Source organism: Citrobacter rodentium NBRC 105723 = DSM 16636 (assembly GCF_021278985.1).
In the GTDB taxonomy this organism is placed as follows: domain Bacteria; phylum Pseudomonadota; class Gammaproteobacteria; order Enterobacterales; family Enterobacteriaceae; genus Citrobacter_A; species Citrobacter_A rodentium.
In genome coordinates this window covers 4449453-4474893 of the sequence record NZ_CP082833.1, presented here as the reverse complement: position 1 = coordinate 4474893, position 25441 = coordinate 4449453, and the positions used below count along the sequence as shown (strand labels likewise).

Below are 25441 nucleotides of genomic sequence, written 5' to 3'. Positions count from 1 at the left end.
AAATGTCATTAATCAGTATGCATGGCGCGTGGCTGTCGTTCAGCGACGCGCCGCTTCTCGATAACGCAGAGCTGCATATCGAAGATAACGAACGCGTCTGTCTGGTTGGCCGTAACGGCGCCGGAAAATCGACGCTGATGAAGATCCTCAACCGTGAGCAGGGGCTGGACGACGGGCGCATTATTTATGAACAGGATCTGATCGTCGCGCGCCTGCAACAGGATCCGCCGCGTAATGTCGAAGGCACCGTATACGACTTTGTTGCCGAAGGCATTGAAGAACAGGCGGAATACCTCAAGCGTTACCATGATGTCTCCCGGCTGGTGATGAACGACCCGAGCGACAAAAACCTGAACGAACTGGCGAAGGTGCAGGAACTGCTTGACCACCATAATCTGTGGCAGCTGGAAAACCGCATCAATGAGGTGCTGGCGCAGCTGGGGCTCGATCCTAACGCCGCGCTCTCTGCGCTCTCCGGCGGCTGGCTGCGTAAAGCGGCGCTGGGCCGGGCGCTGGTCAGCAATCCGCGCGTTCTGCTACTCGATGAACCGACCAACCACCTCGATATCGAAACCATCGACTGGCTGGAGGATTTTCTCAAGGCATTCAACGGGACGATCATTTTCATCTCGCACGATCGCTCCTTTATACGCAATATGGCGACCCGTATCGTCGATCTCGATCGCGGCAAGCTGGTGACTTATCCCGGCAACTACGATCAGTATCTGGTCGAGAAAGAGGAAGCGCTGCGCGTGGAGGAGCTACAGAACGCGGAGTTCGATCGCAAACTGGCGCAGGAAGAGGTGTGGATCCGCCAGGGCATCAAAGCGCGCCGTACCCGTAATGAGGGTCGCGTGCGGGCGCTGAAAGCGATGCGTCGGGAACGCAGCGAGCGCCGCGAAGTGATGGGCACCGCGAAGATGCAGGTTGAAGAGGCGACGCGCTCCGGCAAGATCGTTTTCGAAATGGAAAACGTCGATTATCAGGTCGATGGCAAACAGCTGGTCAAAGATTTTTCCGCCCAGGTTCAGCGCGGCGATAAAATCGCCCTGATTGGCCCCAACGGCTGCGGTAAAACCACGCTGCTGAAACTGATGTTAGGTCAGCTGAAGGCGGACAGCGGGCGCATTCATGTCGGTACTAAACTGGAAGTGGCCTATTTCGATCAGCACCGCGCAGAGCTGGATCCGGACAAAACGGTGATGGACAACCTGGCGGAAGGCAAGCAGGAGGTGATGGTCAACGGTAAGCCGCGCCATGTGCTCGGCTATTTACAGGACTTCCTGTTCCATCCAAAACGGGCGATGACGCCGGTGCGCGCGCTGTCCGGCGGCGAGCGGAATCGTCTGCTGCTGGCGCGGCTGTTCCTCAAGCCGAGCAACCTGTTGATTCTCGATGAACCCACCAACGATCTTGACGTCGAAACGCTGGAGCTGCTGGAAGAGCTTATTGATGGCTATCAGGGCACCGTGTTACTGGTCAGCCACGACCGTCAGTTTGTTGATAATACGGTGACCGAGTGCTGGATTTTCGAAGGCAACGGCAAAATTGGCCGCTATGTCGGGGGGTATCACGATGCGCGCGGACAGCAGGAGCAGCATCTGGCGTTCAAACAGCCGGTCGTGAAAAAAACGCCGGAAGTGGTTGCCGAAAAAGCGGAAACTGTCAAACGCAGCAGTAGCAAACTAAGCTATAAACTGCAACGCGAGCTGGAACAGCTGCCGCAGCTGCTGGAGGATCTGGAAGCAAAACTGGAAGCGCTGCAGGCGCAGGTCGCAGATGCGAGCTTCTTCAGCCAGCCTCATGCACATACGCAGCAGGTATTAAGCGATTTAGCAAAAGCGGAGCAGGAGCTTGAGCAAGCCTTTGAGCGCTGGGAGTACCTCGAAGCGTTGAAGAATGGCGCATAACCCAAGGAGCGCATATGTGCAAACATCACCATGCCGCAAAGCACATACTGTGCTCACAGTGTGACATGCTGGTGGCGTTGCCTCCCTTGCAGCATGGGCAAAAAGCGACCTGTCCGCGATGCGGCACCACCCTGACCACCGAGTGGGATGCGCCGCGGCAGCGTCCCACCGCCTATGCCCTGGCGGCGCTGTTCATGCTGCTTCTCTCTAACCTGTTCCCCTTTGTGAATATGAACGTCGCCGGGGTGAACAGTGAGGTGACGCTGATGGAAATTCCCCGCGTCCTTTTTTCGGAAGACTATGCCAGTCTCGGCACCTTCTTTATTTTATTCGTGCAGCTGGTGCCCGCTTTCTGCCTGTTCACCATCCTGCTGCTGGTTAACCGGGTCGAAATGCCTGAACGGCTGAAAACCCGGCTTGCCCGCGTGCTGTTTCAACTGAAAAGCTGGGGAATGGCGGAGATTTTTCTCGCCGGCGTGCTGGTCAGCTTCGTCAAACTGATGGCGTATGGCGATATCGGCGTAGGCAGCAGCTTTATTCCGTGGTGTCTGTTTTGCGTTCTGCAACTGCGCGCCTTTCAGTGCGTCGATCGCCGCTGGCTGTGGGACGATATCGCCCCGATGCCCGCCCTCCGACAGCCGCTAAAGCCCGGTGTTCCCGGCATTCGCCAGGGGCTGCGTTCATGTCCCTGCTGTACGGCGATTCTTCCGGCTGACGAACGTATCTGTCCCCGCTGCCAGACCAAAGGCTACGTGCGGCGCAGAAACAGTGTGCAGTGGACGCTGGCGTTACTGGTGACGTCGCTGATGCTCTACCTGCCGGCCAACATCCTGCCGATTATGATCACCGATTTGTTAGGCTCAAAAATGCCGTCAACGATTCTGGCGGGAGTGGTGCTGTTGTGGAGCGAAGGCTCTTATCCGGTGGCGGCGGTTATTTTTATCGCCAGTATTATGGTGCCAACGCTCAAAATGATCGCTATCGCCTGGCTGTGCTGGGATGCCAAAGGTCACGGACGGCGCGACAGCGAGCGGATGCACTTAATTTATGAGGTCGTGGAATTTGTCGGTCGCTGGTCGATGATCGATGTGTTTGTGATTGCCGTTCTCTCAGCGCTGGTGCGGATGGGAGGATTAATGAATATTTATCCTGCAATGGGTGCATTGATGTTTGCTTTAGTGGTCATTATGACAATGTTTTCTGCGATGACGTTTGATCCGCGCCTGACGTGGGATCGTGAACCAGACCATGAGGAGTCCGGACAGCATGGAATCTAAAAATGGCGAAGCCAAAGTGCAGAGGGTGAAAAACTGGTCTCCCGTGTGGATTTTTCCCATTGTCACCGCACTCATTGGGGCATGGGTTCTGTTTTATCACTACAGCCACCAGGGGCCGGAAGTCACCCTGATCACTACCAATGCCGAGGGGATTGAGGGGGGAAAAACCACTATCAAAAGCCGAAGCGTGGACGTGGGCGTGGTGGAGAGCGCGACGCTGGCCGACGATCTGACGCACGTGGAAATTAAAGCGCGCCTCAATGCCGGAATGGAAAAGCTGCTGCATCAGGACTCAGTTTTTTGGGTCGTGAAACCCCAGGTCGGGCGTGAAGGGATCAGCGGCTTAGGCACGCTGCTATCCGGCGCGTATATAGAACTGCAGCCGGGAAACAAAGGCACCCAGCCTGAGAGCTATCAACTGCTGGATTCACCGCCGCTGGCGCCGCCTGACGCCAGGGGGATCCGGGTGGTGCTTGACAGCAAAAAGGCCGGACAGCTCAGTCCGGGCGATCCGGTGCTGTTCCGCGGCTATCGGGTCGGGTCGGTGGAGACCAGCACCTTTGATGCGCAGAAACGCACCATCAGCTATCAGCTGTTTATCAATGCGCCGAACGACCGCCTGGTCACCAGCAACGTGCGTTTCTGGAAGGACAGCGGGATCGCGGTGGATCTGACCTCCGCCGGGATGCGCGTTGAAATGGGCTCGCTGAGCACGCTGTTTGGCGGCGGCGTCAGCTTTGACGTGCCCGAAGGGCTTGAGCTGGGTCAGCCGGTTGCCGAGAAGTCCTCCTTCAGCCTGTATGACGATCAGAAAAGCATTCAGGATTCGCTGTATACCGATCATATTGACTATCTGATGTTCTTCAAAGATTCGATCCGCGGGCTGCAGCCTGGCGCGCCGCTTGAGTTCCGCGGCATTCGTCTGGGGACGGTAAGCAAAGTGCCTTTCTTTGTGCCGAACATGCGCCAGGTCTTTAACAACGACTATCGTATTCCGGTGCTGGTGCGTATTGAACCCGAGCGCCTGAAAGCGCAACTGGGCGAAGAGACGGATGTCGGCGCCCATCTGGCCGATCTGCTAAAACGCGGCTTACGCGGTTCGCTGAAAACGGGGAATCTGGTGACTGGCGCGCTGTATGTCGATCTCGACTTCTATCCGAAAGAGCCGCCGATCAGCGGTATTCGCGAATTTAATGGTTATCAGATCATCCCGACGGTGAGCGGCGGTCTGGCGCAGATCCAGCAGCGGCTGATGGACGCGCTGGATAAGATCAACAACCTGCCGCTGAACCCGATGATCCAACAGGCGACCAACACGCTGTCGGAAAGCCAGCGCACAATGAAGCGTCTGCAAACGACGCTGGACAATGTGAACGCGCTTACCTCCAGTCAGTCGATGCAACAGCTGCCAGCAGATATGCAGAACACCCTGCGCGAACTGAACCGCAGTATGCAGGGCTTCCAGCCGGGCTCTGCGGCATACAACAAGATGGTGGCCGATATGCAGCGTCTCGATCAGGTGCTTCGTGAACTCCAGCCGGTGCTGAAAACCCTGAATGAAAAGAGCAATGCGCTGGTGTTTGAAGCAAAGGATAAGAAAGATCCAGAGCCGAAGAGGGCGAAACAATGAAAAAGTGGCGAGTGGTGGTAATGGCGTGCCTGCTGGCGTCCTGTAGCTCCGGTGGTGAAAACAAGAGCTATTACCAGCTCCCGGTGGCGCAGAGCGGCGTGCAGAGCACGGCGAATCAGAGCAGCCGTTTGCTGTGGGTGGAGCAGGTTTCGGTGCCGGATTATCTGGCCGGGAACGGCTTGGTCTATCAGACCAGCGACGTTCAGTATGTTATCGCCAGCAATAATCTGTGGGCCAGCCCGCTGGATCAGCAGTTACGCAATACGCTGGTCGCCAGTCTGAGTACGCAACTGCCCGGATGGGTGGTGGCGTCTCAGCCGCTGGGAAGCGTACAGGATACGCTGAACGTGACGGTAACCGGTTTTCATGGCCGCTATGACGGTAAAGTCATTGTCAGCGGAGAATTGTTGCTGAACCACCAGGGACAGCTGATTAAGCGTCCTTTCCATATTGAAGCGGTGCAGACCCGGGACGGTTACGATGAGATGGTGAAAGTGCTGGCCGCTGCCTGGAGTCAGGAGGCTGCCGCCATCGCGCAGGAGCTGAAGCGCCTGCCATAACTTAAATTTTTGTAAATCTGACCGCCGTGAACCTGTTGGTTGCGGCGGTTTTTTTATACCTGCCGGGGGAAACAGGAAGTTGTTCCGCTTCACATTTTTTGTACAACCGAGTTATTCAGTAGCTCACAAATATGACACTGGCATGAATTTTGCGCATTGACGCGGGCAATGTTTCGCGGTATTCGTTTAGTGTGATTGCACACTTTGTAATCACTGTTTTCTTTTCCACCACATATCAGTATGAGGGAAACGAGGCATGAAGAGACAAAAACGAGATCGCCTGGAACGGGCACATCAACGTGGTTATCAGGCCGGCATTGCCGGACGCTCAAAAGAAATGTGTCCCTATCAGACGTTGAATCAGAGGTCGCACTGGCTGGGAGGCTGGCGAGAAGCCATGGCTGACAGGGTGGTAATGGCCTGATTCTGTCTCTTTAGAAAAAGAAACCTCCGCATTGCGGAGGTTTCGCCTTTTTTACCGACGGTAAACGGCGTCTGGCCGTTTATCCGGCAGGATATCAGAAAGCGGAAGTGTCCTTGAACAGGCCTACGCGCAGGTCGTTCGCAGTATAGATCTGGCGACCATCAACCAGGACTTCGCCATCTGCGATGCCCATAATCAGACGACCGTTCATGACACGCTTGAAGTGAATACGATAAGTCACTTTTTCCGCGGTCGGCAGAATCTGGCCGGAGAATTTTACCTGACCCACGCCCAGCGCGCGGCCTTTACCTTCGCCGCCCAGCCAGCCGAGGTAAAATCCTACTAACTGCCACATTGCGTCCAGCCCCAGGCAGCCCGGCATCACCGGATCGCCGATAAAGTGACATTTGAAGAACCACAGATCCGGATTGATATCCAGCTCGGCTTCAACGTAACCTTTGTCGAAGTTGCCGCCGGTTTTGCATAATTTGGTGACACGGTCCATCATCAGCATATCTGGCGCAGGCAATTGCGGCCCTTTCGCACCAAACAGTTCACCGCGACCAGAGGCAAGAAGGTCTTCTTTTGTATAGGATTCGGGTTTATCTACCATGTTCTCTGTAAGCCTTATTTTAGTGAAGCACGCAGGATAGCTAACACGTGTACGCTGAACAAGTCCGATCAGTTCGGAACAAACCCGTTCAGCCAGCGCAGCGGCCACGGAAAACGGTGATGCCCATCCTGTTGCGTCGCCTGGGCGATGCGCTCCTGGATTGTTTGCATCAGCGTTGTCTGGCCTTCGCCGTCCCACACCAGATTTAACAGCAGCGGCAGCGCGTCGGTCACGTCTTCCACCGCCCAGACAGTAAATTTATCTTCTTCAACGGCTTTCAGCAGCGCCGGTGGCAGGCTGAGATGCCGGACATTGGCCGCCGGGATAATTACCCCTTGCTTACCGGTTAACTCTCGCTGCTGGCAAATCGTGAAGAAGCCTTCGATTTTTTCGTTCAGACCGCCCACCGGCTGAGCTCGGCCGAACTGATCGACAGAACCGGTAATGGCGATGTGCTGATTAACCGGCACACCAGCCAGCGCGCTGATCAGCGCGCACAGTTCGGCCATTGAGGCGCTGTCGCCATCCACTTCGCTGTACGACTGCTCGAAGGTGAGCGAAGCAGAGAAGGGGAGTTGCTGTTCGAGCTGTAGCTCCGACATTAAAAACGCCTGCATAATCATCATGCCTTTAGCATGAATATTACCGCCAAGCTCGGCTTTGCGTTCAATGTCGGTAAATTCGCCGTCACCGATATGCACCACGCAGCTGATGCGTGAAGGTTCGCCAAAAGCGCGCGGATGGCCGGGAAACTCGATCACCGACAGGGCGTTGATCTGGCCGACGCGTTCGCCTTCGGTTTCAATCAGTATCTGCTCCTGCAGGATTTCATCCTGCATCCGTTCGGCGAGGAATCCTTCGCGCCATTCGCGCTGCGCCAGCATCAGGCTAAGCTGTTCGCCGCTACAGGTCTCGCTTTCGCAAAGCGGAGCCACTTCGGTAAACTGCCGGATAATCCACAGCGGGTTAAGCGGCAGCGTATCCTGCTCACCAGTATAGCGTACCGCTTCACGCACCAGCGGTTCCCAGGCGTCGGTGGCCGGCACGGGCAACTGGTTGCGTTTTGCCGTCCAGCTCACCCACCGGCACCATTGCGCCATAGATTCCGCATCGACAATTTGCAGGTTGTCTTCAAATTCACTGTAGATAGCCTGCTCGGCAAGTTCCGGCTCCATCTCCTGAAAATCGGCCAGCGATTCGCGTTCACCGACCAGCAGCACCCGCAGCTTAAGCGGCATGGAAGGGACAGAAACCGGCAGCGGACGGGATTCATCAAAGGCCACCCAGTCGAAACGCCCACGGCTGACTATCGATTTCAGACGCATCCAAAGCAGCGGCTGCGCGAGCAGGGTGCGCAGCGAGATCACCAGAACACCGCCGTTGGCCTGATGAACCAGCCCCGGCTGCAGCGTGATATCGCCATTGAACTGGCGCAGACAGCCGAACAGTTGTTCGGCCTCCACCCAGTCTGCAATCACCACCTGCGACGAGGTGGCAAAATTGTCATCAACCTGTTCGGCGTCACGATAGCGAATCGAGTGTCCGGATATGTCGTAATGACCGCCGGTCAGACGGCCTGCGTCATGTTGCAGCGTCCGGGCGGCTTCTGCCAGCAGAGTAAGATACTCAAGCTCCTCTGGCGCTTTCGCCAGCATAAAGGGAGACGAAGCTCTGGGATGCAATAATTGCTCAAGGGCAAACTGTAAGCGTGGTTGAGTATCACTGAGTAATGTATTGTTTTCGTCAGTAACGTGTGACTGCGCAAAAACATCCTGATAACTTTCAGTATCAGGAACCAGATCGCGCCATGCAAGTTTCGTAATGGTCAAAGTTGATGTTTTTAGTCTGTTGTAAAAGACGCGATTATAGCGTAACCCTCATCGCTTCACACGTGGAAAGCGAAAGCAAACGCACCGACGGGTTGCCGGGGTGCTCACAGTCTGAAGTTTCTCTTCTTCAGAAGGCGAAAAAGCTGATATTCTGATAGGAGTGACACGGTAACATTGAGATCGCCATGAAATATCAACAACTTGAAAACCTTGAAAGCGGTTGGAAGTGGAAGTATCTGGTGAAGAAGCACCGCGAGGGGGAATTAATCACCCGCTACGTGGAGGCCAGCGCTGCCCAGGAGGCCGTGGAGATGTTACTTACTCTTGAAAATGAACCTGTGCGGGTGAATGTCTGGATTGAAGAGCACCTGAACCCGGCGCTGTTTAACCGGCTGAAGCAGACGATACGCGCCAGACGTAAACGGCATTTTAACGCTGAACATCAGCATACGCGCAAGAAATCAATCGATCTGGAGTTTCTGGTCTGGCAACGTCTGGCGGGCCTGGCGCAACGGCGTGGCAAAACGCTGTCGGAAACCATCGTGCAGCTTATCGAAGACGCCGAGAATAAAGAGAAGTATGCCACTAAGATGTCTTCACTCAAGCAGGACCTGCAGGCCTTGCTGGGAAAGGAGTGAACGTTTTTGTTCTTACGCCATGAGTGACGGACGGAAGCCATAAAAAAACCCCGCAGCGCGGGGTTTTTTATCAGACGGAAACTTAAGCCTGCGGCTGAGTTACAACGTCTTTAACGCCTTTAACTTCGATCTCTACGCGACGATCCGGGGCCAGGCAGTCGATCAGTGCAGCGCGAGCTTTCACGTTGTCACAGGTGCTGCCGGTAACCGGGTTGGATTCGCCCATACCACGTGCGGAGATCTTGTCAGCCGGGATACCTTTAGAGATCAGGTAATCAACAACGGACTGAGCACGTTTTTCGGACAGACCCTGGTTGTAAGTGTCAGAACCGATACGGTCAGTGAAGCCCAGAACCACGACGGAACCGTCTTTCGGATCCAGGTTGCTCAGCTGGCTGTACATCTGATCCAGCGCCTGCTGGCCTTCTGGCTTCAGGGTTGCTTTGTTGAAGTTGAACAGAACGTCAGACTTCAGAGTGAAGTGCTTGGTCTGTACTTCCGGAGCCGGTGCCGGAGCCGGAGCGATCGGCGCAGCTTCTTCCTGCTGACCGAAACGGTAAGAAACACCTACGCTCAGCAGGCCGTTGTCCGGACGCGTACCGATGGTGTTAGCGTCACCGATGTTGTTGGTCCACTGGTATTCCAGACGGGTAGCGATGTCACGGGTCATAGCCCACTCGATACCACCTGCGAATACCGGAGAAACGCCGGTGTCGTGGTCTTTAGTGGAGGCACCAGTCAGGTTATTGTGAGACTTGGTGTCCGCACGCCATACCATACCACCCAGACGAGTGTAGATGTCCAGATCGTCAGTGATTGGGTAACCCAGTTTAGCGGTCAGCTGAACGCCCTGAGCTTTGTAAGCGCCGTTTTCTACGCTGCCTTTGTACGGCATACGACCTAACCAGTCGTAACCCATTTCAAAGCCAACGTACGGGTTAACCTGATAACCACCAAAGGCGCCGGCACCCAGTTGGTTTTCGTGGGTCGGGCCATTGTTGTCGATGAAACCGGTGTCGTGGTACTGAGACCAGCCCAGTTTAGCACCAGTGTACCAGGTGTTATCTTTCGGAGCGGCCTGCGCTACGGTAGCGAAACCAGCCAGTGCCACTGCAATCGCGATAGCTGTCTTTTTCATTTTTTGCGCCTCGTTATCATCCAAAATACGCCATGAATATCTCCAACGAGATAACACGGTTAAATCCTTCACCGGGGGCCATGCTCAATAGTTACTCTACCGATATCTGCGGCTTATGCCGAGCACCCCTGGCGATGTAAAGTCTACAACGTAGTTGAAAAGTTACAAGTGTGAACCCTGTCAGGCATATGAAAAAAAAGTGCTTGTATACAAATTATTTAACAATTGACGCAGAGTAACGGGCAGCTAAAATTCGCGGAAACCGCTTCCGACAAGCGTTCCCGCAAAAAAAAACGTTAAGCGTCAAAGCCGACAGGCGAAGCGAAAAAAAATTCCAGGATAAATCCTAATTTTCTTCAGTGATACAAATTTGAATGAATTTTTAACCCGGTTTGCTGTCTCGTGGCATGAGCATGTGCGCTAACCGGCCGCATGATAAAGCCCATCGCATTACCCTCATCGGCGGCTTTTACCAGTTCGGCGTGTTCTTCTTCCGTTAACTCCTCAGCCAGCCAGCCGATCACCACGCTGTAGTTGCCGGTGCGCAGCGCCCGTACCATCGACTCCAGCGTATGGCAGGGCGAAAGCTGATTAATTTGCATCACTTTAGCGAGCGGCAGCCCGGCGGACTGCACCCATTCGCGGCTCAGTTTTTGTTGCGGCGTCAGCCACAGCTGCCAGCGCGATTGCTGGCCAAGCTGCTGGAGAAGGGGTAACAGCAGTAACTGCGTCATCATGGGCTGGTCCTCGCGATAGACCACTTCGCTAATCAGCCCGGCAGAGGCTTTCTCAGATGAGACGCGCGCCATTTTGTTCGCTGTTGAGGTGAATGACGAAGAACGATTTGCGTAGCCTGAAGTGTACATAATCAATCCAGCCCTGTGAGTTACTGTATGGATGTACAGTAACCCTGATGCCGTAAAAGATCAACTTTATTTTCGGAAACCGTCTCGCAATTTTTATTCGTTGTTACGGTAAAAACGAAATACAACTTGCCCCCTGATAATAAGTTGCCTATTTTCGTCATTAGCGGATCCGTTATGACAAATCATTTATTTACTTTATGATTTAAAAGGGAATTTTATGAAAGTTCACTCCTATGACAGGATCTATAAATCGCAAGAATACTTATCTTCGCTGGGTAATATTCAGTACCGTTCGCTGTTCGGCAGTTACAGTCTGACTATCCAGGATACCGTCTTTGCAATGGTTGCTGACGGCGAGCTTTATCTGCGCGCCTGCGAGCAGAGCGTACAGTATTGTGTGAAACACTCCCCTGTCTGGCTGACCTTTATGAAACGCGGGCGTCCCGTTATGCTCAATTACTATCAGGTGGATGAAAGTCTCTGGCGCGATCAGCAACAGCTGATCCGTTTATCGAAATTTTCCCTTGATGCGGCATTGCAAGAGAAACTCAGGCGCGGCGCTCAGCGTCGGTTAAAGGATCTGCCCAATATGACCTTTCATCTGGAGAGTTTACTTAATGAGGTGGGGATTAATGACGTCAGCACGTTACGCATCCTGGGGGCAAAAATGTGCTGGCTGCGTCTGAAGCAGCTCAATAAATCGATAACCGACAAAATTCTTTATATTCTCGAAGGGGCGATTTATGGCGTTCATGAAGCGGCGCTCCCGGCGACGCGCCGCCGGGAGCTTGCTGAGTGGGTTAAATCGCTGGCGCAGGAGCCGATGTATCCGCTGAAGATTGAGTGATCTGCCGCTGCAGGCGACCAATCTCGGGAAGCAGCGCGATGAGCAAACCGACCTGCTGAATTACCAGGGGCTCTTTGCTGTCCAGGCGTGGTTCAAGGTGCTGTATGCGCAGCTTTAGTTCAGCTAATGCCTGCTGTACCCGCGCTTCGTCTGCGGGAAGATGATGCAAGGCGTCATCGACATAGCAGACGGCGTCATCCAGTAATGTCAGCACCTCGGGGTTTGTGAGCTGTTCACGATGCGCCCCAAGCGCGGAAATATAGCTGGTAAACGTATGGTTGAGGCAGAGTAAGCGGAACGCTGCCTCTCGCGTCTGCGCAGTGACGTCCGGTTCGCTGGACATATTTGAGACGACCGACGCCAGTTCAGCATCGCGATTATGGGCGTCACGGCGCGCAATACGGTATGCCAGCCGGTTATCGCGTCCCTGGTGGTATTGCTCAAGGATGGCGTCCAGGTAACGACAGTTAGCATCAGTCGCGCGTTTCAGCACCCGTGGCAGGTTACGAAAACGCCAGTCCGGCCAGATGAAACTGACCGCCGCCCAGGCGATAGCGCAGCCGATCAGCGTATCAATCACCCGCGGCAGAGCAACCTCGAAACCTTCGCCGAGCAGGTTAAAGCACAGCAGCACCAGCAGGGTGATAAACATGGTGGCGTGGGCGTACTGCACGTTACGGAAAGCAAAAAAGAGCACGCCGGTAATCACCAGCAAAATAAGCTGACCTTCCAGCGAAGGGACGAACCACAGAATCGGCAACCCAATGGCTACCCCGACAAGCGTGCCAACGATCCTCAGCGCCAGACGGCGGCGCGTGGCGTTGTAGTTGGGCTGACAGACGAACAGGCTGGTCAGCAGGATCCAGTAACCGTGGTGCATGCCGGTAATCTGAATAATGGCGTAGCCGACGCACAGCACCAGCGACATCCGCACCGCATGGCGGAAAAGGGCCGATTCCGGGGTGAAATTACGGCTCAGCCGCAGCCAGATATCGCTCATTCCGTGAGGACTGTCGTCTGCAAGCTGGTTTTCAGACTCGCTGCGCGGCATCGCCTGCGCCTGCTCGGATTCAATGGTCGCCAGCTGCGCGTCAATAGCCCGCAGGTTAGCCAGCAAAAATCCCAGCGTCTTCAGCAAATCGGCAGCGGCGCCACTCGCCTGCATCCGCTCAAGCGCCGCATCCAGATGGGTAAAGGCGCGTTCGAAATGCGGATCGTGCTGATAGGGCGTACGCAGCAGAATACTGCGCGACAGCTGCAGGCAGGCCTGGCCCTGCATCGACATCAGACGCTGGAAACGGAACATCACGTCGCTGTAGCGGAAGTGCTCACGCAGCGTCTGGTACTGAATATGGGAAGAGCTTGCCCGCTCATGAATATCCTGGGCGACGAAGTAGTAGTGCAGGGTCCGCCGCGTTCCCCGCTGACCCCGGTCGCCGCGCAGACGGCTGAGCAGCGAGACTTTGGTCTGGTTCAGCGTCGCCATCAGTTGCCCGTTGGCCAGCGCTAAGTCATACAGCGGCGCCTGGCTGTCATCTTCAATATCCGGATCAAACAGCCGCGATTTCAGCTCCAGATAATGCGCCAGCTGTTCATAGCTGCGCGCCAGATTGTCCTGAAGCGGGCGGATGGGAAATAAAAGGTGGCCGATAAGCGTCAGTCCGTTGTACCAGATGGCGCCCGCCAGCAGCAGAATCGGCTGTTGATACCAGTGCGCGTACAGCGAGGTGCCGAGCATGGTGTAAATGGCAATCAACAGCGCGCCGAAGGCGATGGTGGCATACCGCTGCCCAAGCCCGCCAAGCAGAATAAAGCCGCTGGTGGAAAGCGTCAGGCCGATGGCGAAAAGCCAGGGGTAAGGAAAAAGCAGCTCCACCGACGCGGAGGCGATGAAAAAACAGATCAGGGTAATGATCAGGTTGCGCAGACGGCCCGCAAGACGATCGTCGAGATCGGTCAGCGCTGCCGCCACCATTCCTAACGTCAGCGGGATGGTCAGTTTTACATCACCCAGCCACCAGGGCAGCGCGGTGGTTCCGCACAGGGCGATAAAAATTCGCACATAATAGAGCCAGGTGCTGTTCCAGGTATAACGGCGAAGCAGGGGACTTAACATAACGGCCTGGTTCCTGATCACTCAAAACGGCGACGGGCGTTTGCTTCACGCGCTGCGCGCGCGGTTTCTACCGGGACGACGCGACGGCCAACCGGCCACAGGGCAATCGCGGCAATTTTAAAGTTGGCGATGCCCACCGGAATACCAATAATGGTGATGCACTGCGCGATGCCGGAAGCAATATGCATCAGGCACAGCCACCAGCCAAAAAAGATCAGCCAGAAAATATTTAACAGGGTGCCGCCAGTATTCATTAACGCGCTTTTGCCCGTCGGATTCAGCTCATCGACATGGATCGCTTCATTGCCGAAAGGCAGCAGCGACAGTCTGGTTATCTCCCAGCAGGAGCGGGTGAGCGGCAGGGTGAAGATAAGCACGATACTCAGCAGAGTCGCCAGCAACCATGCCAGCGTGGTGGCAAAACCCCCCAGTACAAAATTCAAAATATTCAGAACGGTACGCATAAACCCTCGGTTGTTCCTGGTTTTCTGTGATTGCGGCAATTGTAACGTTTTTTTGGGCTGGAGCACGTTTTCTCTGGCAGGTACACTGAGAAGAAATTCTCATTGTCTGGATTGGCTGAGTCATGGAACTGAAAGCAACTTCACTGGGGAAACGTCTGGCGCAACACCCGTACGATCGGGCGGAGATTCTGAATGCCGGCGTTAAAGTTTCGGGCGAGCGCCACGAATACCTTATTCCCTTCAATCAGTTAATGGCTATTCACTGCAAGCGTGGCCTGGTATGGGGCGAGCTGGAATTTGTCCTGCCGGATGAAAAAGTGGTGCGCCTGCACGGTACGGAATGGGCGGAGACCCAGCGCTTTCATCACCATCTGAACGCCCGCTGGCAGCAGTGGAGTCAGGAGATGAGCGAAGTGGCGGCTGGCGTGCTTCAGCAGCAGCTGGAGGCTATCGCCGCGCGAACCGGGCAACACGCCTGGCTGACGCGCGAGCAGACGGCTGGCGTACAGCAACAGATCCTGCGGGCTTTTGCCGCCCTGCCTTTGCCGCTCAACAGACTGCTGGAACTTGATAACTGCCGGGAGGCGTTAAAGCAGTGTCAGGCGTGGCTGAAAGATATCGATGCGTGCCGTCTTGCGCATAATCAGGCTTATACCGACGCCATGCTGAACGAGTATGCTGAATTCTTCCGGCAGGTGGAATCCTCGCCGCTGAATCCGGCGCAGGCGCGTGCGGTGGTCAATGGCGAGCGCGCTTTACTGGTGCTGGCCGGTGCGGGAAGCGGTAAAACCTCCGTTCTGGTGGCGCGCGCGGGCTGGCTGCTGGCCCGGGGGGAAGCCGCCGCGGAACAAATTTTGCTGCTGGCCTTTGGTCGCCAGGCGGCGCAGGAGATAGATGAACGTATCCGTGAACGGCTGCATACCGATGCGATTACTGCGCGCACGTTTCATGCCCTCGCGCTGCATATTATCCGGCAGGGCAGCAAAAAAGCGCCGACGGTCAGTAAGCTGGAAAATGACAGCGCGGCAAGGCATAAGCTGTTTATCAGCGCCTGGCGTCAGCAGTGCAGCGAGAAAAAAGCGCATGCCAAGGGCTGGCGTCAGTGGCTGGAAGAGGAGATGCAGTGGACGGTGGCGGAAGGTAATTTCTGGGACGATGAAAAATTGCAGCGTCGTCTGGCGCCACGCCTCGATCGCTGGGTCAGCCTGATGCGAATGCACGGCGGCGCGCAGGCGGAAATGATCGCCGGCGCGCCGGAAGCCATCCGCGATCTGTTCAGTAAACGTATTAAGCTTATGGCGCCGCTGTTGAAAGCGTGGAAAAGCGCGCTGAAAGCCGAAAATGCGGTCGATTTTTCGGGGCTTATCCATCAGGCGATTGTGATTCTGGAGAAAGGGCGCTTCGTCAGTCCCTGGAAGCATATTCTGGTTGACGAGTTTCAGGATATCTCGCCACAGCGGGCGGCCCTGCTGGCGGCGTTGCGTAAGCAAAACAGCCAGACCACGCTGTTTGCCGTCGGTGATGATTGGCAGGCCATTTACCGTTTCAGCGGCGCGCAGCTCTCCCTGACCACCGCCTTTCATCAGACCTTCGGCGACGGCGATCGCTGTGACCTTGATACAACTTATCGTTTTAACAACCGGATTGGCGAAGTCGCCAACCGCTTTATTCAACAGAATCCCCACCAGCTTAAGAAACCGCTTAACAGCCTGACGGCGGGAGACAAGAAAGCGGTGACCTTACTGGATGAAACGCAGCTGGATGCGCTGCTGGATAAGCTGTCCGGTTATGCGAAAGCCGATGAGCGAATCCTGGTGCTGGCGCGTTACCACTATCTGAAGCCGGAGAGTCTGGAAAAGGCGGCGACCCGCTGGCCGAAGCTACAGCTTGATTTTATGACCATTCACGCCAGCAAGGGGCAGCAGGCGGATTATGTGATTATCGTCGGTTTGCAGGAGGGCAACGATGGCTTCCCGGCGCCAGCGCGAGAGTCGATCATGGAAGAGGCGCTATTGCCGCCTGTCGAAGACTTTGCCGATGCCGAAGAGCGGCGGCTGCTTTACGTGGCGCTGACGCGCGCCCGCCACCGCGTCTGGCTTCTTTATAATAAAGCGAACCCTTCGCGCTTTGTGGAAAATCTTAAAGATCTTGACGTGCCGACGGCGAGAAAACCCTGAGGCCAGGCGGCGGTCGCCGCCTGTAACTGCTTATTTAAGACGCTCCGCCAGATAGCGCTGATAGTCCGGAATCAATACGTCCACATTGTCATTAAAGTGCGGGGACTGGATGATGAAGTCTGCGGTGGCGACGTTGGTGGCGACGGGAATATTCCAGACGGTTGCCAGGCGCAGCAGGGCTTTAACGTCCGGGTCGTGCGGCACGGCATTGAGCGGGTCCCAGAAGAAAATCAGTACGTCAATTTTGCCTTCCGAGATCAGCGCGCCCACCTGCTGATCGCCACCCATTGGGCCGCTTAGCATCGCGTTAACGTTCATTCCCGTTGCGTGCTGGATGAGATTGCCGGTCGTGCCGGTAGCGTAGAGCACGTGTTTATCCAGCAGCGGCTGGTGCCGCTCCACCCAGCTCATCAGCATCTTTTTACAGTGATCGTGAGCCACCAGCGCAATATGTTTGCGCGCAGGCAATGTGCGGGTTGTCAGTTCCATAATTCACTTTCCAGGTTGATTTTGCTACAGAGTACTGGAAGTGACTGACGCTGCAAGAGAAAGACGAAAAAAATGCCGGGCGGGGCAAAAACATCAGGACGAAGGCTGCTTTTCCGCCCACTGCAAAAAGGTATTGCGGGTTTGCGGGTCGGCCAGTTTGAACCAGTATTTTAAACGTTGCTCGGTGAGCGTTCGGGACTGCGGTGGAAGGGTATCGAGTTCGGAGACGCCGGAAAGCAGGGTGCTGTCATCGGCCATTATTGTGGCGAACTGCGGCAAAGAGGCGCGCTTCGCTGCCTTATTATAGCGCTCGGTTTCCATTTCAAAATCAATGGGCTTCGCGGTGGATGTGATGGCGAGCAGATCGAGTCGCGCCGGAATCGGCATTGCGTCGCCGTCCAGCAGCTCCAGCCGCGGCGAGGCGTTGAAATGGCTGGCGTCCCGGTCATTTTCCAGCCGCGGCAGGCGGAAATTCACCTGTCCAACCCGTTGTGTATCGAAGCTTATCACCAGCGGCGGCGAGATATACAGCTGCTCCTGGTGGCTGGCGAGGACAATGGTTTTCTCCACCCGAAAGACGAGCTGGTGGGGACCGTTGTCCAGTTCAATGCTGTCCGCGCCCCGCAGCAGCGAGCTGGAGACTTTTTTGCCGTCCAGCACCAGCAGGTCGATATCGGTGGAGAGGCGGAGCGTGGTGGCGAAAACGGTAACCGGCAAACACAGGGCAAAAATTAACGTCGCAGCGCCGGTTTTCATAAGGTTCTCCTGTCCAAAGACCGCCCGGGTAACAATGTATCAAAATTTTTCGACAATCATGTTTACTAACATATAGACATGTTTTTGACTTTTGCTCTCATACTTACGGATGGGACAGATGGTTGGGTAGTCAGGATTGTCGTACACTTTGCAAAACAGCCTGGAGGAAGATGATGAAAGAGAGCGATATTGCCGATATTTTGACCTCAACCCGCACCATTGCACTGGTGGGGGCAAGCGACAAACCCGATCGTCCAAGCTACCGGGTGATGAAGTATTTACTCGATCAGGGATACCATGTAATCCCTGTCTCGCCGAAAGTGGCGGGAAAAACGCTGCTCGGCCAGCAGGGCTATGCGACGCTGGCTGACGTACCGGAAAAAGTGGATATGGTTGATGTGTTCCGCAATTCTGAAGCGGCATGGGGCGTGGCGCAGGAAGCGATAGCGATAGGCGCGAAAACGCTGTGGATGCAGCTTGGCGTCATCAATGAGCAGGCCGCGGTGCTGGCGCGCGAAGCGGGGCTGACGGTGGTTATGGACCGTTGTCCGGCGATTGAGATCCCCCGTCTGGGGCTGACGAAGTAAAAACGCAAGTGGCCCGATAAACTACGTTATCGGGCATAAACACAACGTCAACTCAGTTACGTAAGCGAGGCGCCTGTAACTGCTTGCGGATAGTTTGCGCAAGCTCGTCCATTGAAGGCTGTTCAGGGTGTTCGTCCTGCGTTTCGCTGCGTAGCTGTGCTTCGGCAAGATAGGTATGAACCGGCTGGCCGTCATCGTCTTCCATCACCACGTGATACCACGGAGCGGCGCGAAGCTCGTCGTTAACCGCCAGTTCATCAGGTGACGGCTCTTCAAGCGAATAGACCGGGTCGATATCCATGACCACTCCGAGATAACCTAACAGGGAATGGCGGACCTGCTGGCCGATACCGAATTTGCTGGCAATCATAGTCACCTCCCGGGAAATCATTACCCTATATATAAGGGCATAATTCCACTTTTCAAGTTACATGACGCGACAGGCAAACCCTTTCAGATACAGCCCTTCCGGGTAGGTGGCGATCACCGGGTGATCGGCGGCCTGACGGAACTGCTCTATAAATTGTACATCACGACCCGCATCTATTGCTGCATCGGCGATGATTTTCTGAAATAAATCCGTGGTCATCAGGCCGGAACAGGAGAAGGTCAGCAGCACGCCGCCGGGATTGAGCAGTTGAATCGCCAGCATGTTAATGTCCTTATAGCCCCGACAGGCGCCCATCAGCTGGCTTTTATTCTCCACAAACTTCGGCGGGTCCATCACGATGACGTCAAATTTCTCGCCGCGTTCGCGAAAGGCGCGCAGCAGCTTAAACACGTCGTCACGAACAAATTCCGCTTTGCTGAGGTCCAGCTTGTTCAGTTCGACGTTTTGCCTGGCGATATCCAGCGCTTCCTGTGAGGTATCGACGCTTACCACCTGGCGGCAGCCGCCCATCAGTGCAGAGATGGCAAACCCGCCGGTGTATGAGAAGCAGTTCAAAACGCGCTGATTGGCCACATATCGCCGCACCGCCAGTCGGCTGTCGCGCTGGTCAAGATAGTAGCCGGTCTTATGGCCGCCCTGAATATCCACCAGCAGCTTCATTCCGTGTTCCTCTATCGCTAACAGCGCCGGAGGATGTTCGCCAGTGACCGGCCCCTGCGTCAGATCCATCCCCTCTTTTTTACGCACCGCGACGTCGCTGCGGTCATAAATCGCACATTCGGGATACAGCGCTTGCAGGGCGCTAATCAATGCGGCACGCTGATATTCCGCGCCCGCGCTGAGTAACTGCAACACCAGGAAATGGCCGAAACGGTCGATAGTCACGCCCGGTAAACCGTCGGACTCACCGGCGATAAGACGGTAGCTGTCCAGGCCATCTTTTTTCGCCAGCCAGTCGCGCCACTGCTGCGCCTGTTGCAGACGACGGGTAAAAAAGGCGATATCGACAGATTCTGACGGATCAAAAGTCCAGACGCGCGCGCGGATCTGCGACGCCGGAGAATATGCGCCGCGCGCTAACCATTTACCCTGATGGTCAACAATATCGATGGTTTCACCGAGGCTGGCTTTACCTTCCATACGGGCAACGGCACCGGAAAAGACCCACGGATGGCGGCGAAGCAATGATTTTTCGCGGCCTTTGGCTAACACTAAACGTACACTCATAATTTACAGTTCTGTCGAGTCAAAGAAATGGGCGCCATTGTCCTGAGTTTTTCGCGGATTTGCAACGCGCCCGGGCAAGAGAAGGAGAGAAGCAATGTCGAGAGTCTGCATTATCGCGTGGGTTTATGGTCGGGTGCAGGGCGTGGGGTTCCGCTATACCACGCAGCAGGAAGCGCGCCGACTGGAGTTGACCGGCTATGCGAAAAACAGGGATGACGGCAGCGTGGAGGTCGTGGCCTGCGGCGAAGCGCAGCAGGTCGAGAAGTTAATGAAATGGCTGAAAGACGGCGGGCCGCGCTCGGCCCGTGTCGACAGGGTGCTCAGTGAGCCGCACCGACCGCGCGATGAGTTAAACGGCTTCACTATTCGCTATTAAATGCATTTTACCGGCTTGGGCAGGCCTGCAATTTTGGTGGCCTGTTTAGCCGGACCTTTAGGAAACAGGCGGTACAGGTAGCGGCTGTTGCCTTTTTCCTCACCGAATTTATTGGCCATTGCTTTTACCAGCATACGGATGGCGGGCGAGGTATTAAATTCCAGATAGAACTCCCGCACGAAGCGCACCACTTCCCAGTGTTCAGGGGAGAGGATAATGCCTTCATTTTTCGCGATGACCGTCGCCAGCGGTTCGCTCCACTGGGCGGTGTCCTGCAGATAGCCTTCGCTATCGGTTGCAATTTCGTTGCCTTCAAAGATCAACATAACTCTTCACACTACGTCAGATAATCAGGCGGCAGTTTAGCAAAAAACAAAGCCCCGCATAAGCGGGGCCGGGGTAACGCGAGATTACGTTTAGTCGCGGCTGGCGAAGCCTAGGATGCTGAGCAGGCTGACAAAGATGTTGTACAGCGAAACGTAGAGGCTGACCGTCGCACGAATATAGTTGGTCTCACCGCCACGGATGATATTGCTGGTTTCAAACAGGATTGCGCCCGAAGAAATCAGGATAAACACCGCGCTAATCGCCAGATGCAGCGCCGGCAGTTGCAGGAAGATATTCGCAACCATACCAATCAGCACCACGACGATACCGGCCATCAGCATACCGCCGAGGAAGGACATATCTTTGCGCGTCGTCAGTACGTATGCAGAGCAGCAGAAGAATACCAGCGCGGTTCCACCCAGCGCCATACCGATAACGTCACCCATTCCCGCCGACAGATAAGCGTTGAGGATAGGGCCAAGGATGTAGCCCAGAAAACCGGTGAAGGCGAAGGCGGAGATAATGCCGCTCGGCTTGTTCGCGGTTTTATAGGTCAGGAACATCAGTCCATACATACCCACCAGAGTCAGAATCAGACCCGGAGACGGCAGCATCAGAACGGTGCTGGCTGTTGCTGTTATCGCGGAAAACGCCAGCGTCAGGCTCAGCAGGAAATAGGTGTTACGCAGCACCTTATGCGTGCTGAGTAGCGATGTACGGTCATGTGAAGAACTAACAATACGATCCATGAGTCACTCTCTTATGACAGATGTAATTAATGATGAAGGATAATGAAATCCCGGGCGAGGCGACCAGTGGTTTTACCCATCTTTACTCATTTGATCTGCATCAGGTTTCATTATCCCTTCACGCACAGCGCAGTAAAGGGGGGAGGTTATGCTGATTAATTGGTCAATTTGTTGTTATTTCAGGCTATTAACACTATTTTGCCTGTTTTTCAGCCAAACGAACGCATTCGGGCTTTACACGACGCATCGGGATGTTTATAGTTCGCGTCATTCCGGAAGTGTGGCCGAGCGGTTGAAGGCACCGGTCTTGAAAACCGGCGACCCGAAAGGGTTCCAGAGTTCGAATCTCTGCGCTTCCGCCAGATTAAACAAGGGGTTACCGAAAGGTAACCCCTTTGTTTTTTGGGTTCGTAGAACGTTCGTAGAATATTTTCGTAGAATATTTTACTCAACAATGGGCAGATCCAGTGTGGGTGTGACCTTCGTTTTGCGGTCATAAACCAGTACCTGTCCCTCAGTTTTATGTCCGCTGAAAAGTTGTTTGTCGCGGGTGCTCCCTTCATAGTCAGAAATAGATTTTGCCTTCAGGTCATGGAAAGTGCTCGGTATGGCATACCCCAGTTTACCTTTAGCCATTCTCTTCGCTTTGTTCCACCAGTTGTTTAGCGTCTTTTTATTGATCTTGCCTCCGCTTGGGCCAGGGATCACGTAACCGGTGGTTTTATTTCCGGGCAACTGGTGTGCTAAGTCGATTGCTGCGTGAAGGCGAGGCGTCCACTTCTTAATCTGCTTTTTACCTGTTTTGTTCTGCTCGATAAATATTCCATCCTCCATAATCTCTGACCATTTCAAATCCAGAACATCACCCAGGCGCGCTGCGCAAAGATACGCTATTTCCATTACTATTTTTAATTTAGTGTTTGCCTCCTGATATATCTGATAATAGTGCTCATCAGGCGTGTACACGTCGCGTGCCTTTTTCGAAAATTTACTCACCCCCCTTGCATGGATTGCTCTTAACATATCCCCGTTCGTATCCCCACCGGAAAACGCGGGACATACTGCTTTTCTCATGGTTTGCCTGTGTCTTGCTTTGCAATCCGCGCTTATCCATAAATGCGCAAACATGCTCGGGCTTGATGTTATCGGCTTTCATCTTGCCAAACACAGCAAGCAGTTTTTTTGATGTTGCAGATAGTCCGTCTGAGTGCGTGGGCTGAGGTCCAGAAAGTAAGGACTCGCAAGAAATTTATTCCATAGTTTAGTGAACGTCATAACGTCGGCCATTTCAGCGAGCATGGCATCATACTTAGCCCATAACTCAGCCATCGACATTGTCAGAGGGCCGAGGGAATAACTCTCTTTTGATGTCGGTTTGAAGGTAAGCGGCTCGCCAGAACCGTATTGATATTTACTGAGAGCTCAGATCAACTTTCCAGGGCAACAGATCGCGTACCCGATTTGCCGGCCAGTCCTGGATATGCTCAATGACGTAACGCAGCCATTTTTCTGGCTCCACATTGTTCAGACGGCATGTGCCGATCAGCGAGTACAACACCGCCGCATGTTCGCCACCGCTGTCAGAACCCGCGAACAGCCAGTTTTTCCGGCCTACGGCCACTCCCCTTAAGGCGTTCTCTGCGATGTTGTTGTCGATTTCCACCCAGCCATTACTGCAGTACACGTTCAGGCTATCCCACTGTTTCAGCAGGTATGCGAACGCTTTTGCCGTATCCGAGTGACGCGACAGTGTTTTCATCTGAGTCTGTATCCAGTCATACAGTGACTGCATCAGTGACGCAGCTCTGGCTTTTCTTGCCGCCAGACGCTGTTCTGCTGAACATCCCCGGACTTCTGCTTCGATGGCATACAGTTCACCGATACGCTGCAGGGCTTCCGTGGTGATATCGGTTGGCGCTCTTGCATGCACATCGTGGATTTTTCTCCGGGCATGGGCCATACACGCGGCTTCCGTTATTCTGCCGGATTCGTATAACGCCCGGTAGCCACCGTAAGCATCGGCCTGAAGCACTCCGCTGTAACCGGACAGGTGATTCTGTGGATGTATGCCTTTCCGGTCCGGGCTGTACGCGAACCAGACCGCCGGGGGCATCTGTGAACCGGCGTTACGGTCATCACGGACGTAGACCCACAGCCGGGCTGTCCGGGTTTTACCGCTGCCCGGCTCCTGGACCGGGACGGGGATATCATCAGCATGGACTTTACCGGGCATCAGCACATACTGGCGCAGGACGTCATACAGCGGCTCCAGCAGTTCAGCAACAGCACCTGTCCAGCGCCCCAGTGTGGCACGGCTCAGCTCCACTCCCTGACGACGGTATATTTCTGACTGGCGGTATAACGGCAGATGGTCTGCATATTTCCCGGTGACAACATGGGCCAGAAGCCCCGCTCCGGCATAACTGCGTGCAATGGGTTTTGAAGGTACTGGTGCCTGCACGATATGGTCGCACCGGCAACAGGCCAGTTTCGGACGTTGTGTTTCGATAACCTTAAAGGCGCTGCTGATAAGCTCCAGTTGCTCTGACACATCACATCCCAGAGAACTGAGTTCACCACCACAGGCAGGACAGCATTCCTCTTCCGGCCGGATAACCCGGGTTTCACGGGGAAGTGAGGCCGGTAACGGTTTACGGGCTGAAGACTGGCGCAGGGCGGATGGCAGTGCCGGGTCATATTGCTCACCCAGCGTTTCAGCCATTTCTTCCTGAAGTGCGCTGATTCTCTCCTGTGCATCCTGTATCTGCCGTTCGGTTTTTGCGCGAAGTTTTTCTGAGCTTTTACCGAACTGCATACGTTGCAGTTTCGCAACCAGCGCCTTCAGCCGGTTGATTTCGGAAGCATAAGCCGCCACCCGCTGTGAGAGCAGGCGGTTGTATTCGGCCATCTGGCGGATGGTGTCCTGTTGCGTCTGCAACAGTGCCCGCAGGCGGGCGTTCTCATGAGCAAGTGAGGTGTCCATATCCTCACTTTACAACGGGTTATATGCGGATTCCAGCGCGTTCCGTTCGTTTCGGGTGCTTCCAGTTGATACCTTCAAGAAGCATGGATAACTGAGCCGGAGTAAGGTGCACCTTGCCGTCACGGGTGACTGGCCAGATGAAGCGGCCCCGCTCCAGGCGTTTGGTGAAGAGGCACAGTCCGTCACTGTCAGCCCACAACACTTTTATCTGGTCACCCCGGCGTCCGCGGAAGATGAACAGGTGTCCGGAGAACGGGTCATCCTTCAGGACGTTCTGAACTTTTGATGCCAGGCCGTTAAAGCCATTTCGCATATCGGTGATACCTGCAACCAGCCAGATACGCGAACCTGCAGGGAGAGATATCATCAGTGGCTGCTCCCTTTTATTTCGCGGATAAGTGTCTGTAATAACGCCGGCGTCAGTTTACCTTTAAGCCTGAGAGTTCCGGCCGGCAGAACCAGCTCACAACACAGACTGTCGGACGGTGTATTTATCTGCTCTGGTTCCTGTGCGGGGGCCGGGATTTTATTATCCGGCTCCGGCGTTAACGTCACGGGAAGCAGTGCCGGCATATTTTTTCCGGAAGGCAGCAGGCCACCTTTCCGGTATTGATGGCGCCAGTTGAAGAGCAGGTTATCGTTGATTCCGTTTTCCCGGGCGATCTGCGCCACACAGGCTCCGGGCTGCAGTGACTGCTCCACTAAGGCGATTTTAAACTCATAAGGGAAGTTGGGCCGCCGGGGACGTTTTTTTACCACGGGGGTTTCGGATATAACGGTGCTTTCAGGACGTACGACTGGTACCGTGGAAAATTGTCCGTAAAGGCAGGCATCAAGTTCCTGCTCCGACATGCCTGCGGGCAAAGGCCACGAAAGGCCAGCTCTCCGAAAGCGCACGAACATACTACAAACTGTTGATTTTGGTACACCCAGGCGACGTCCGGCCACAACCCGAGGTAAATGTTCTTCGAAGTGAAGGCGTAAAGCTTCAGTAATCCAGGTCCGGTATTCCATACGATAGTGTCCACTAAAAATGATGGACATTATTTTTGTGGAGCCGGAGGAAA

The 25441-nt window shown here is 54.8% G+C and carries 25 protein-coding genes, 1 tRNA gene and 1 pseudogene; 11 read left to right on the top strand and 16 right to left on the bottom strand.

The genetic code is table 11. The annotated features are described in order from the left end of the window. Nucleotides 1-2: 2 nt before the first annotated feature. The 5 genes from K7R23_RS21365 (at nucleotide 3) to rmf (ending at nucleotide 5801) form a co-directional block, all read left to right on the top strand. On the top strand, nucleotides 3-1910 hold the full coding sequence (locus tag K7R23_RS21365; RefSeq protein ID WP_012905334.1) for an ABC transporter ATP-binding protein: 1908 nt from the start codon (nucleotides 3-5) through the stop codon (nucleotides 1908-1910). A gap of 14 nt (nucleotides 1911-1924) precedes the next feature. Beyond that, nucleotides 1925-3187: a membrane integrity-associated transporter subunit PqiA gene (gene pqiA / locus K7R23_RS21360; protein WP_012905335.1), complete on the top strand. Its 1263-nt coding sequence runs from the start codon at nucleotides 1925-1927 to the stop codon at nucleotides 3185-3187. Beyond that, nucleotides 3177-4817, top strand: coding sequence for an intermembrane transport protein PqiB (gene pqiB / locus K7R23_RS21355; protein WP_012905336.1), 1641 nt, complete (start codon nucleotides 3177-3179; stop codon nucleotides 4815-4817). Before pqiA ends, pqiB begins: the two co-directional genes overlap by 11 nt. After that, on the top strand, nucleotides 4814-5377 hold the full coding sequence (gene pqiC, locus K7R23_RS21350; RefSeq protein ID WP_012905337.1) for a membrane integrity-associated transporter subunit PqiC: 564 nt from the start codon (nucleotides 4814-4816) through the stop codon (nucleotides 5375-5377). Before pqiB ends, pqiC begins: the two co-directional genes overlap by 4 nt. 256 nt (nucleotides 5378-5633) lie before the next feature. Continuing rightward, entirely contained in the window at nucleotides 5634-5801 is a 168-nt protein-coding gene (gene rmf / locus K7R23_RS21345; RefSeq protein ID WP_012905338.1) for a ribosome modulation factor, read from the top strand. Between the two features lie 94 nt (nucleotides 5802-5895). Here rmf and fabA read toward each other — a convergent pair whose 3' ends face one another. Together fabA and K7R23_RS21335 are read right to left on the bottom strand one after the other, a co-directional pair. Then, nucleotides 5896-6414, bottom strand: coding sequence for a bifunctional 3-hydroxydecanoyl-ACP dehydratase/trans-2-decenoyl-ACP isomerase (gene fabA / locus K7R23_RS21340; protein ID WP_012905339.1), 519 nt, complete (start codon nucleotides 6412-6414; stop codon nucleotides 5896-5898). A 68-nt stretch (nucleotides 6415-6482) separates the two neighbouring features. Further along, nucleotides 6483-8243 (bottom strand): AAA family ATPase, encoded by a 1761-nt coding sequence (locus K7R23_RS21335; protein WP_012905340.1) that lies wholly within the window; start codon nucleotides 8241-8243, stop codon nucleotides 6483-6485. 185 nt (nucleotides 8244-8428) lie between these two features. Between K7R23_RS21335 and matP the strand changes: the two genes are divergently transcribed. Further along, nucleotides 8429-8881 (top strand): macrodomain Ter protein MatP, encoded by a 453-nt coding sequence (gene matP, locus K7R23_RS21330; RefSeq protein WP_024132582.1) that lies wholly within the window; start codon nucleotides 8429-8431, stop codon nucleotides 8879-8881. An 82-nt stretch (nucleotides 8882-8963) separates the two neighbouring features. Here matP and ompA read toward each other — a convergent pair whose 3' ends face one another. Continuing rightward, nucleotides 8964-10019 (bottom strand): porin OmpA, encoded by a 1056-nt coding sequence (ompA, locus tag K7R23_RS21325; protein WP_012905342.1) that lies wholly within the window; start codon nucleotides 10017-10019, stop codon nucleotides 8964-8966. Nucleotides 10020-10375: 356 nt separating this feature from the next. Beyond that, the gene (sulA, locus tag K7R23_RS21320; protein ID WP_024132584.1) at nucleotides 10376-10885 is read right to left on the bottom strand and encodes an SOS-induced cell division inhibitor SulA; all 510 of its coding nucleotides are present in this window, start codon (nucleotides 10883-10885) and stop codon (nucleotides 10376-10378) included. A 217-nt stretch (nucleotides 10886-11102) separates the two neighbouring features. On the opposite strand from sulA, the gene K7R23_RS21315 reads away from it, so the two are divergent. Then, nucleotides 11103-11732: a TfoX/Sxy family DNA transformation protein gene (locus K7R23_RS21315; RefSeq protein WP_012905344.1), complete on the top strand. Its 630-nt coding sequence runs from the start codon at nucleotides 11103-11105 to the stop codon at nucleotides 11730-11732. On the opposite strand, the gene yccS is transcribed toward K7R23_RS21315, so the two are convergent. Further along, nucleotides 11686-13848: a YccS family putative transporter gene (gene yccS, locus K7R23_RS21310; protein ID WP_012905345.1), complete on the bottom strand. Its 2163-nt coding sequence runs from the start codon at nucleotides 13846-13848 to the stop codon at nucleotides 11686-11688. The genes K7R23_RS21315 and yccS overlap by 47 nt on opposite strands. A gap of 17 nt (nucleotides 13849-13865) precedes the next feature. Then, on the bottom strand, nucleotides 13866-14312 hold the full coding sequence (locus K7R23_RS21305) for a YccF domain-containing protein (RefSeq protein ID WP_024132585.1): 447 nt from the start codon (nucleotides 14310-14312) through the stop codon (nucleotides 13866-13868). Nucleotides 14313-14434: 122 nt separating this feature from the next. Here K7R23_RS21305 and helD point away from each other — a divergent pair, with 122 nt between their 5' ends. After that, nucleotides 14435-16489, top strand: a complete 2055-nt coding sequence (gene helD, locus K7R23_RS21300; protein WP_012905347.1) for a DNA helicase IV — start codon at nucleotides 14435-14437, stop codon at nucleotides 16487-16489. Nucleotides 16490-16519: 30 nt separating this feature from the next. Here the strand turns inward: helD and mgsA are convergent, their stop codons facing one another. Both mgsA and K7R23_RS21290 read right to left on the bottom strand, forming a co-directional pair. Next, nucleotides 16520-16978, bottom strand: coding sequence for a methylglyoxal synthase (gene mgsA, locus K7R23_RS21295; protein WP_012905348.1), 459 nt, complete (start codon nucleotides 16976-16978; stop codon nucleotides 16520-16522). Nucleotides 16979-17071: 93 nt separating this feature from the next. Further along, a complete protein-coding gene (locus K7R23_RS21290; protein ID WP_012905349.1) occupies nucleotides 17072-17734 on the bottom strand; it encodes a DUF2057 family protein in 663 nt (220 codons plus the stop codon). A gap of 173 nt (nucleotides 17735-17907) precedes the next feature. On the opposite strand from K7R23_RS21290, the gene K7R23_RS21285 reads away from it, so the two are divergent. Then, nucleotides 17908-18321: a CoA-binding protein gene (locus K7R23_RS21285; RefSeq protein ID WP_024132586.1), complete on the top strand. Its 414-nt coding sequence runs from the start codon at nucleotides 17908-17910 to the stop codon at nucleotides 18319-18321. A gap of 52 nt (nucleotides 18322-18373) precedes the next feature. Here the strand turns inward: K7R23_RS21285 and hspQ are convergent, their stop codons facing one another. Beyond that, complete coding sequence (gene hspQ, locus K7R23_RS21280) at nucleotides 18374-18691, bottom strand: heat shock protein HspQ (RefSeq protein ID WP_012905351.1); 318 nt, start codon at nucleotides 18689-18691, stop codon at nucleotides 18374-18376. Nucleotides 18692-18748: 57 nt separating this feature from the next. Continuing rightward, nucleotides 18749-19939, bottom strand: coding sequence for a 23S rRNA (cytosine(1962)-C(5))-methyltransferase RlmI (rlmI, locus tag K7R23_RS21275; protein WP_042623199.1), 1191 nt, complete (start codon nucleotides 19937-19939; stop codon nucleotides 18749-18751). A 94-nt stretch (nucleotides 19940-20033) separates the two neighbouring features. On the opposite strand from rlmI, the gene yccX reads away from it, so the two are divergent. Then, the gene (gene yccX, locus K7R23_RS21270) at nucleotides 20034-20315 is read left to right on the top strand and encodes an acylphosphatase (RefSeq protein WP_012905353.1); all 282 of its coding nucleotides are present in this window, start codon (nucleotides 20034-20036) and stop codon (nucleotides 20313-20315) included. Here the strand turns inward: yccX and tusE are convergent. Both tusE and yccA read right to left on the bottom strand, forming a co-directional pair. After that, nucleotides 20312-20641, bottom strand: a complete 330-nt coding sequence (gene tusE / locus K7R23_RS21265; RefSeq protein WP_024132588.1) for a sulfurtransferase TusE — start codon at nucleotides 20639-20641, stop codon at nucleotides 20312-20314. The two genes, yccX and tusE, sit on opposite strands and share 4 nt — an antisense overlap. 90 nt (nucleotides 20642-20731) lie before the next feature. Beyond that, entirely contained in the window at nucleotides 20732-21391 is a 660-nt protein-coding gene (yccA, locus tag K7R23_RS21260; protein WP_012905355.1) for an FtsH protease modulator YccA, read from the bottom strand. A gap of 274 nt (nucleotides 21392-21665) precedes the next feature. On the opposite strand from yccA, the gene K7R23_RS21255 reads away from it, so the two are divergent. Then, nucleotides 21666-21753, top strand: a tRNA-Ser gene (locus tag K7R23_RS21255). An 82-nt stretch (nucleotides 21754-21835) separates the two neighbouring features. On the opposite strand, the pseudogene K7R23_RS21250 reads toward K7R23_RS21255, so the two are convergent. From K7R23_RS21250 to tnpA, 4 genes and pseudogenes are all read right to left on the bottom strand, one after another. After that, nucleotides 21836-22669, bottom strand: a pseudogene (locus K7R23_RS21250) (tyrosine-type recombinase/integrase); the annotation flags it as partial. A gap of 133 nt (nucleotides 22670-22802) precedes the next feature. Further along, the gene (locus K7R23_RS21245) at nucleotides 22803-24374 is read right to left on the bottom strand and encodes an IS66-like element ISCro1 family transposase (RefSeq protein WP_012904571.1); all 1572 of its coding nucleotides are present in this window, start codon (nucleotides 24372-24374) and stop codon (nucleotides 22803-22805) included. 19 nt (nucleotides 24375-24393) lie between these two features. Then, nucleotides 24394-24741, bottom strand: a complete 348-nt coding sequence (gene tnpB / locus K7R23_RS21240; protein WP_012904570.1) for an IS66 family insertion sequence element accessory protein TnpB — start codon at nucleotides 24739-24741, stop codon at nucleotides 24394-24396. Then, a complete protein-coding gene (gene tnpA / locus K7R23_RS21235; protein WP_012904569.1) occupies nucleotides 24741-25418 on the bottom strand; it encodes an IS66-like element accessory protein TnpA in 678 nt (225 codons plus the stop codon). Before tnpA ends, tnpB begins: the two co-directional genes overlap by 1 nt. Nucleotides 25419-25441: the final 23 nt, after the last annotated feature.

Coding starts and splice junctions, on each gene's coding strand:
- K7R23_RS21365 (WP_012905334.1), top strand. CDS start 3: ATGTCATTAATCAGTATGCATGGCGCGTGGCTGTCGTTCAGCGACGCG.
- pqiA (WP_012905335.1), top strand. CDS start 1,925: ATGTGCAAACATCACCATGCCGCAAAGCACATACTGTGCTCACAGTGT.
- pqiB (WP_012905336.1), top strand. CDS start 3,177: ATGGAATCTAAAAATGGCGAAGCCAAAGTGCAGAGGGTGAAAAACTGG.
- pqiC (WP_012905337.1), top strand. CDS start 4,814: ATGAAAAAGTGGCGAGTGGTGGTAATGGCGTGCCTGCTGGCGTCCTGT.
- rmf (WP_012905338.1), top strand. CDS start 5,634: ATGAAGAGACAAAAACGAGATCGCCTGGAACGGGCACATCAACGTGGT.
- fabA (WP_012905339.1), bottom strand. CDS start 6,414: ATGGTAGATAAACCCGAATCCTATACAAAAGAAGACCTTCTTGCCTCT.
- matP (WP_024132582.1), top strand. CDS start 8,429: ATGAAATATCAACAACTTGAAAACCTTGAAAGCGGTTGGAAGTGGAAG.
- ompA (WP_012905342.1), bottom strand. CDS start 10,019: ATGAAAAAGACAGCTATCGCGATTGCAGTGGCACTGGCTGGTTTCGCT.
- sulA (WP_024132584.1), bottom strand. CDS start 10,885: ATGTACACTTCAGGCTACGCAAATCGTTCTTCGTCATTCACCTCAACA.
- K7R23_RS21315 (WP_012905344.1), top strand. CDS start 11,103: ATGAAAGTTCACTCCTATGACAGGATCTATAAATCGCAAGAATACTTA.
- yccS (WP_012905345.1), bottom strand. CDS start 13,848: ATGTTAAGTCCCCTGCTTCGCCGTTATACCTGGAACAGCACCTGGCTC.
- K7R23_RS21305 (WP_024132585.1), bottom strand. CDS start 14,312: ATGCGTACCGTTCTGAATATTTTGAATTTTGTACTGGGGGGTTTTGCC.
- helD (WP_012905347.1), top strand. CDS start 14,435: ATGGAACTGAAAGCAACTTCACTGGGGAAACGTCTGGCGCAACACCCG.
- mgsA (WP_012905348.1), bottom strand. CDS start 16,978: ATGGAACTGACAACCCGCACATTGCCTGCGCGCAAACATATTGCGCTG.
- K7R23_RS21290 (WP_012905349.1), bottom strand. CDS start 17,734: ATGAAAACCGGCGCTGCGACGTTAATTTTTGCCCTGTGTTTGCCGGTT.
- K7R23_RS21285 (WP_024132586.1), top strand. CDS start 17,908: ATGAAAGAGAGCGATATTGCCGATATTTTGACCTCAACCCGCACCATT.
- hspQ (WP_012905351.1), bottom strand. CDS start 18,691: ATGATTGCCAGCAAATTCGGTATCGGCCAGCAGGTCCGCCATTCCCTG.
- rlmI (WP_042623199.1), bottom strand. CDS start 19,939: ATGAGTGTACGTTTAGTGTTAGCCAAAGGCCGCGAAAAATCATTGCTT.
- yccX (WP_012905353.1), top strand. CDS start 20,034: ATGTCGAGAGTCTGCATTATCGCGTGGGTTTATGGTCGGGTGCAGGGC.
- tusE (WP_024132588.1), bottom strand. CDS start 20,641: ATGTTGATCTTTGAAGGCAACGAAATTGCAACCGATAGCGAAGGCTAT.
- yccA (WP_012905355.1), bottom strand. CDS start 21,391: ATGGATCGTATTGTTAGTTCTTCACATGACCGTACATCGCTACTCAGC.
- K7R23_RS21245 (WP_012904571.1), bottom strand. CDS start 24,374: ATGGACACCTCACTTGCTCATGAGAACGCCCGCCTGCGGGCACTGTTG.
- tnpB (WP_012904570.1), bottom strand. CDS start 24,741: ATGATATCTCTCCCTGCAGGTTCGCGTATCTGGCTGGTTGCAGGTATC.
- tnpA (WP_012904569.1), bottom strand. CDS start 25,418: ATGTCCATCATTTTTAGTGGACACTATCGTATGGAATACCGGACCTGG.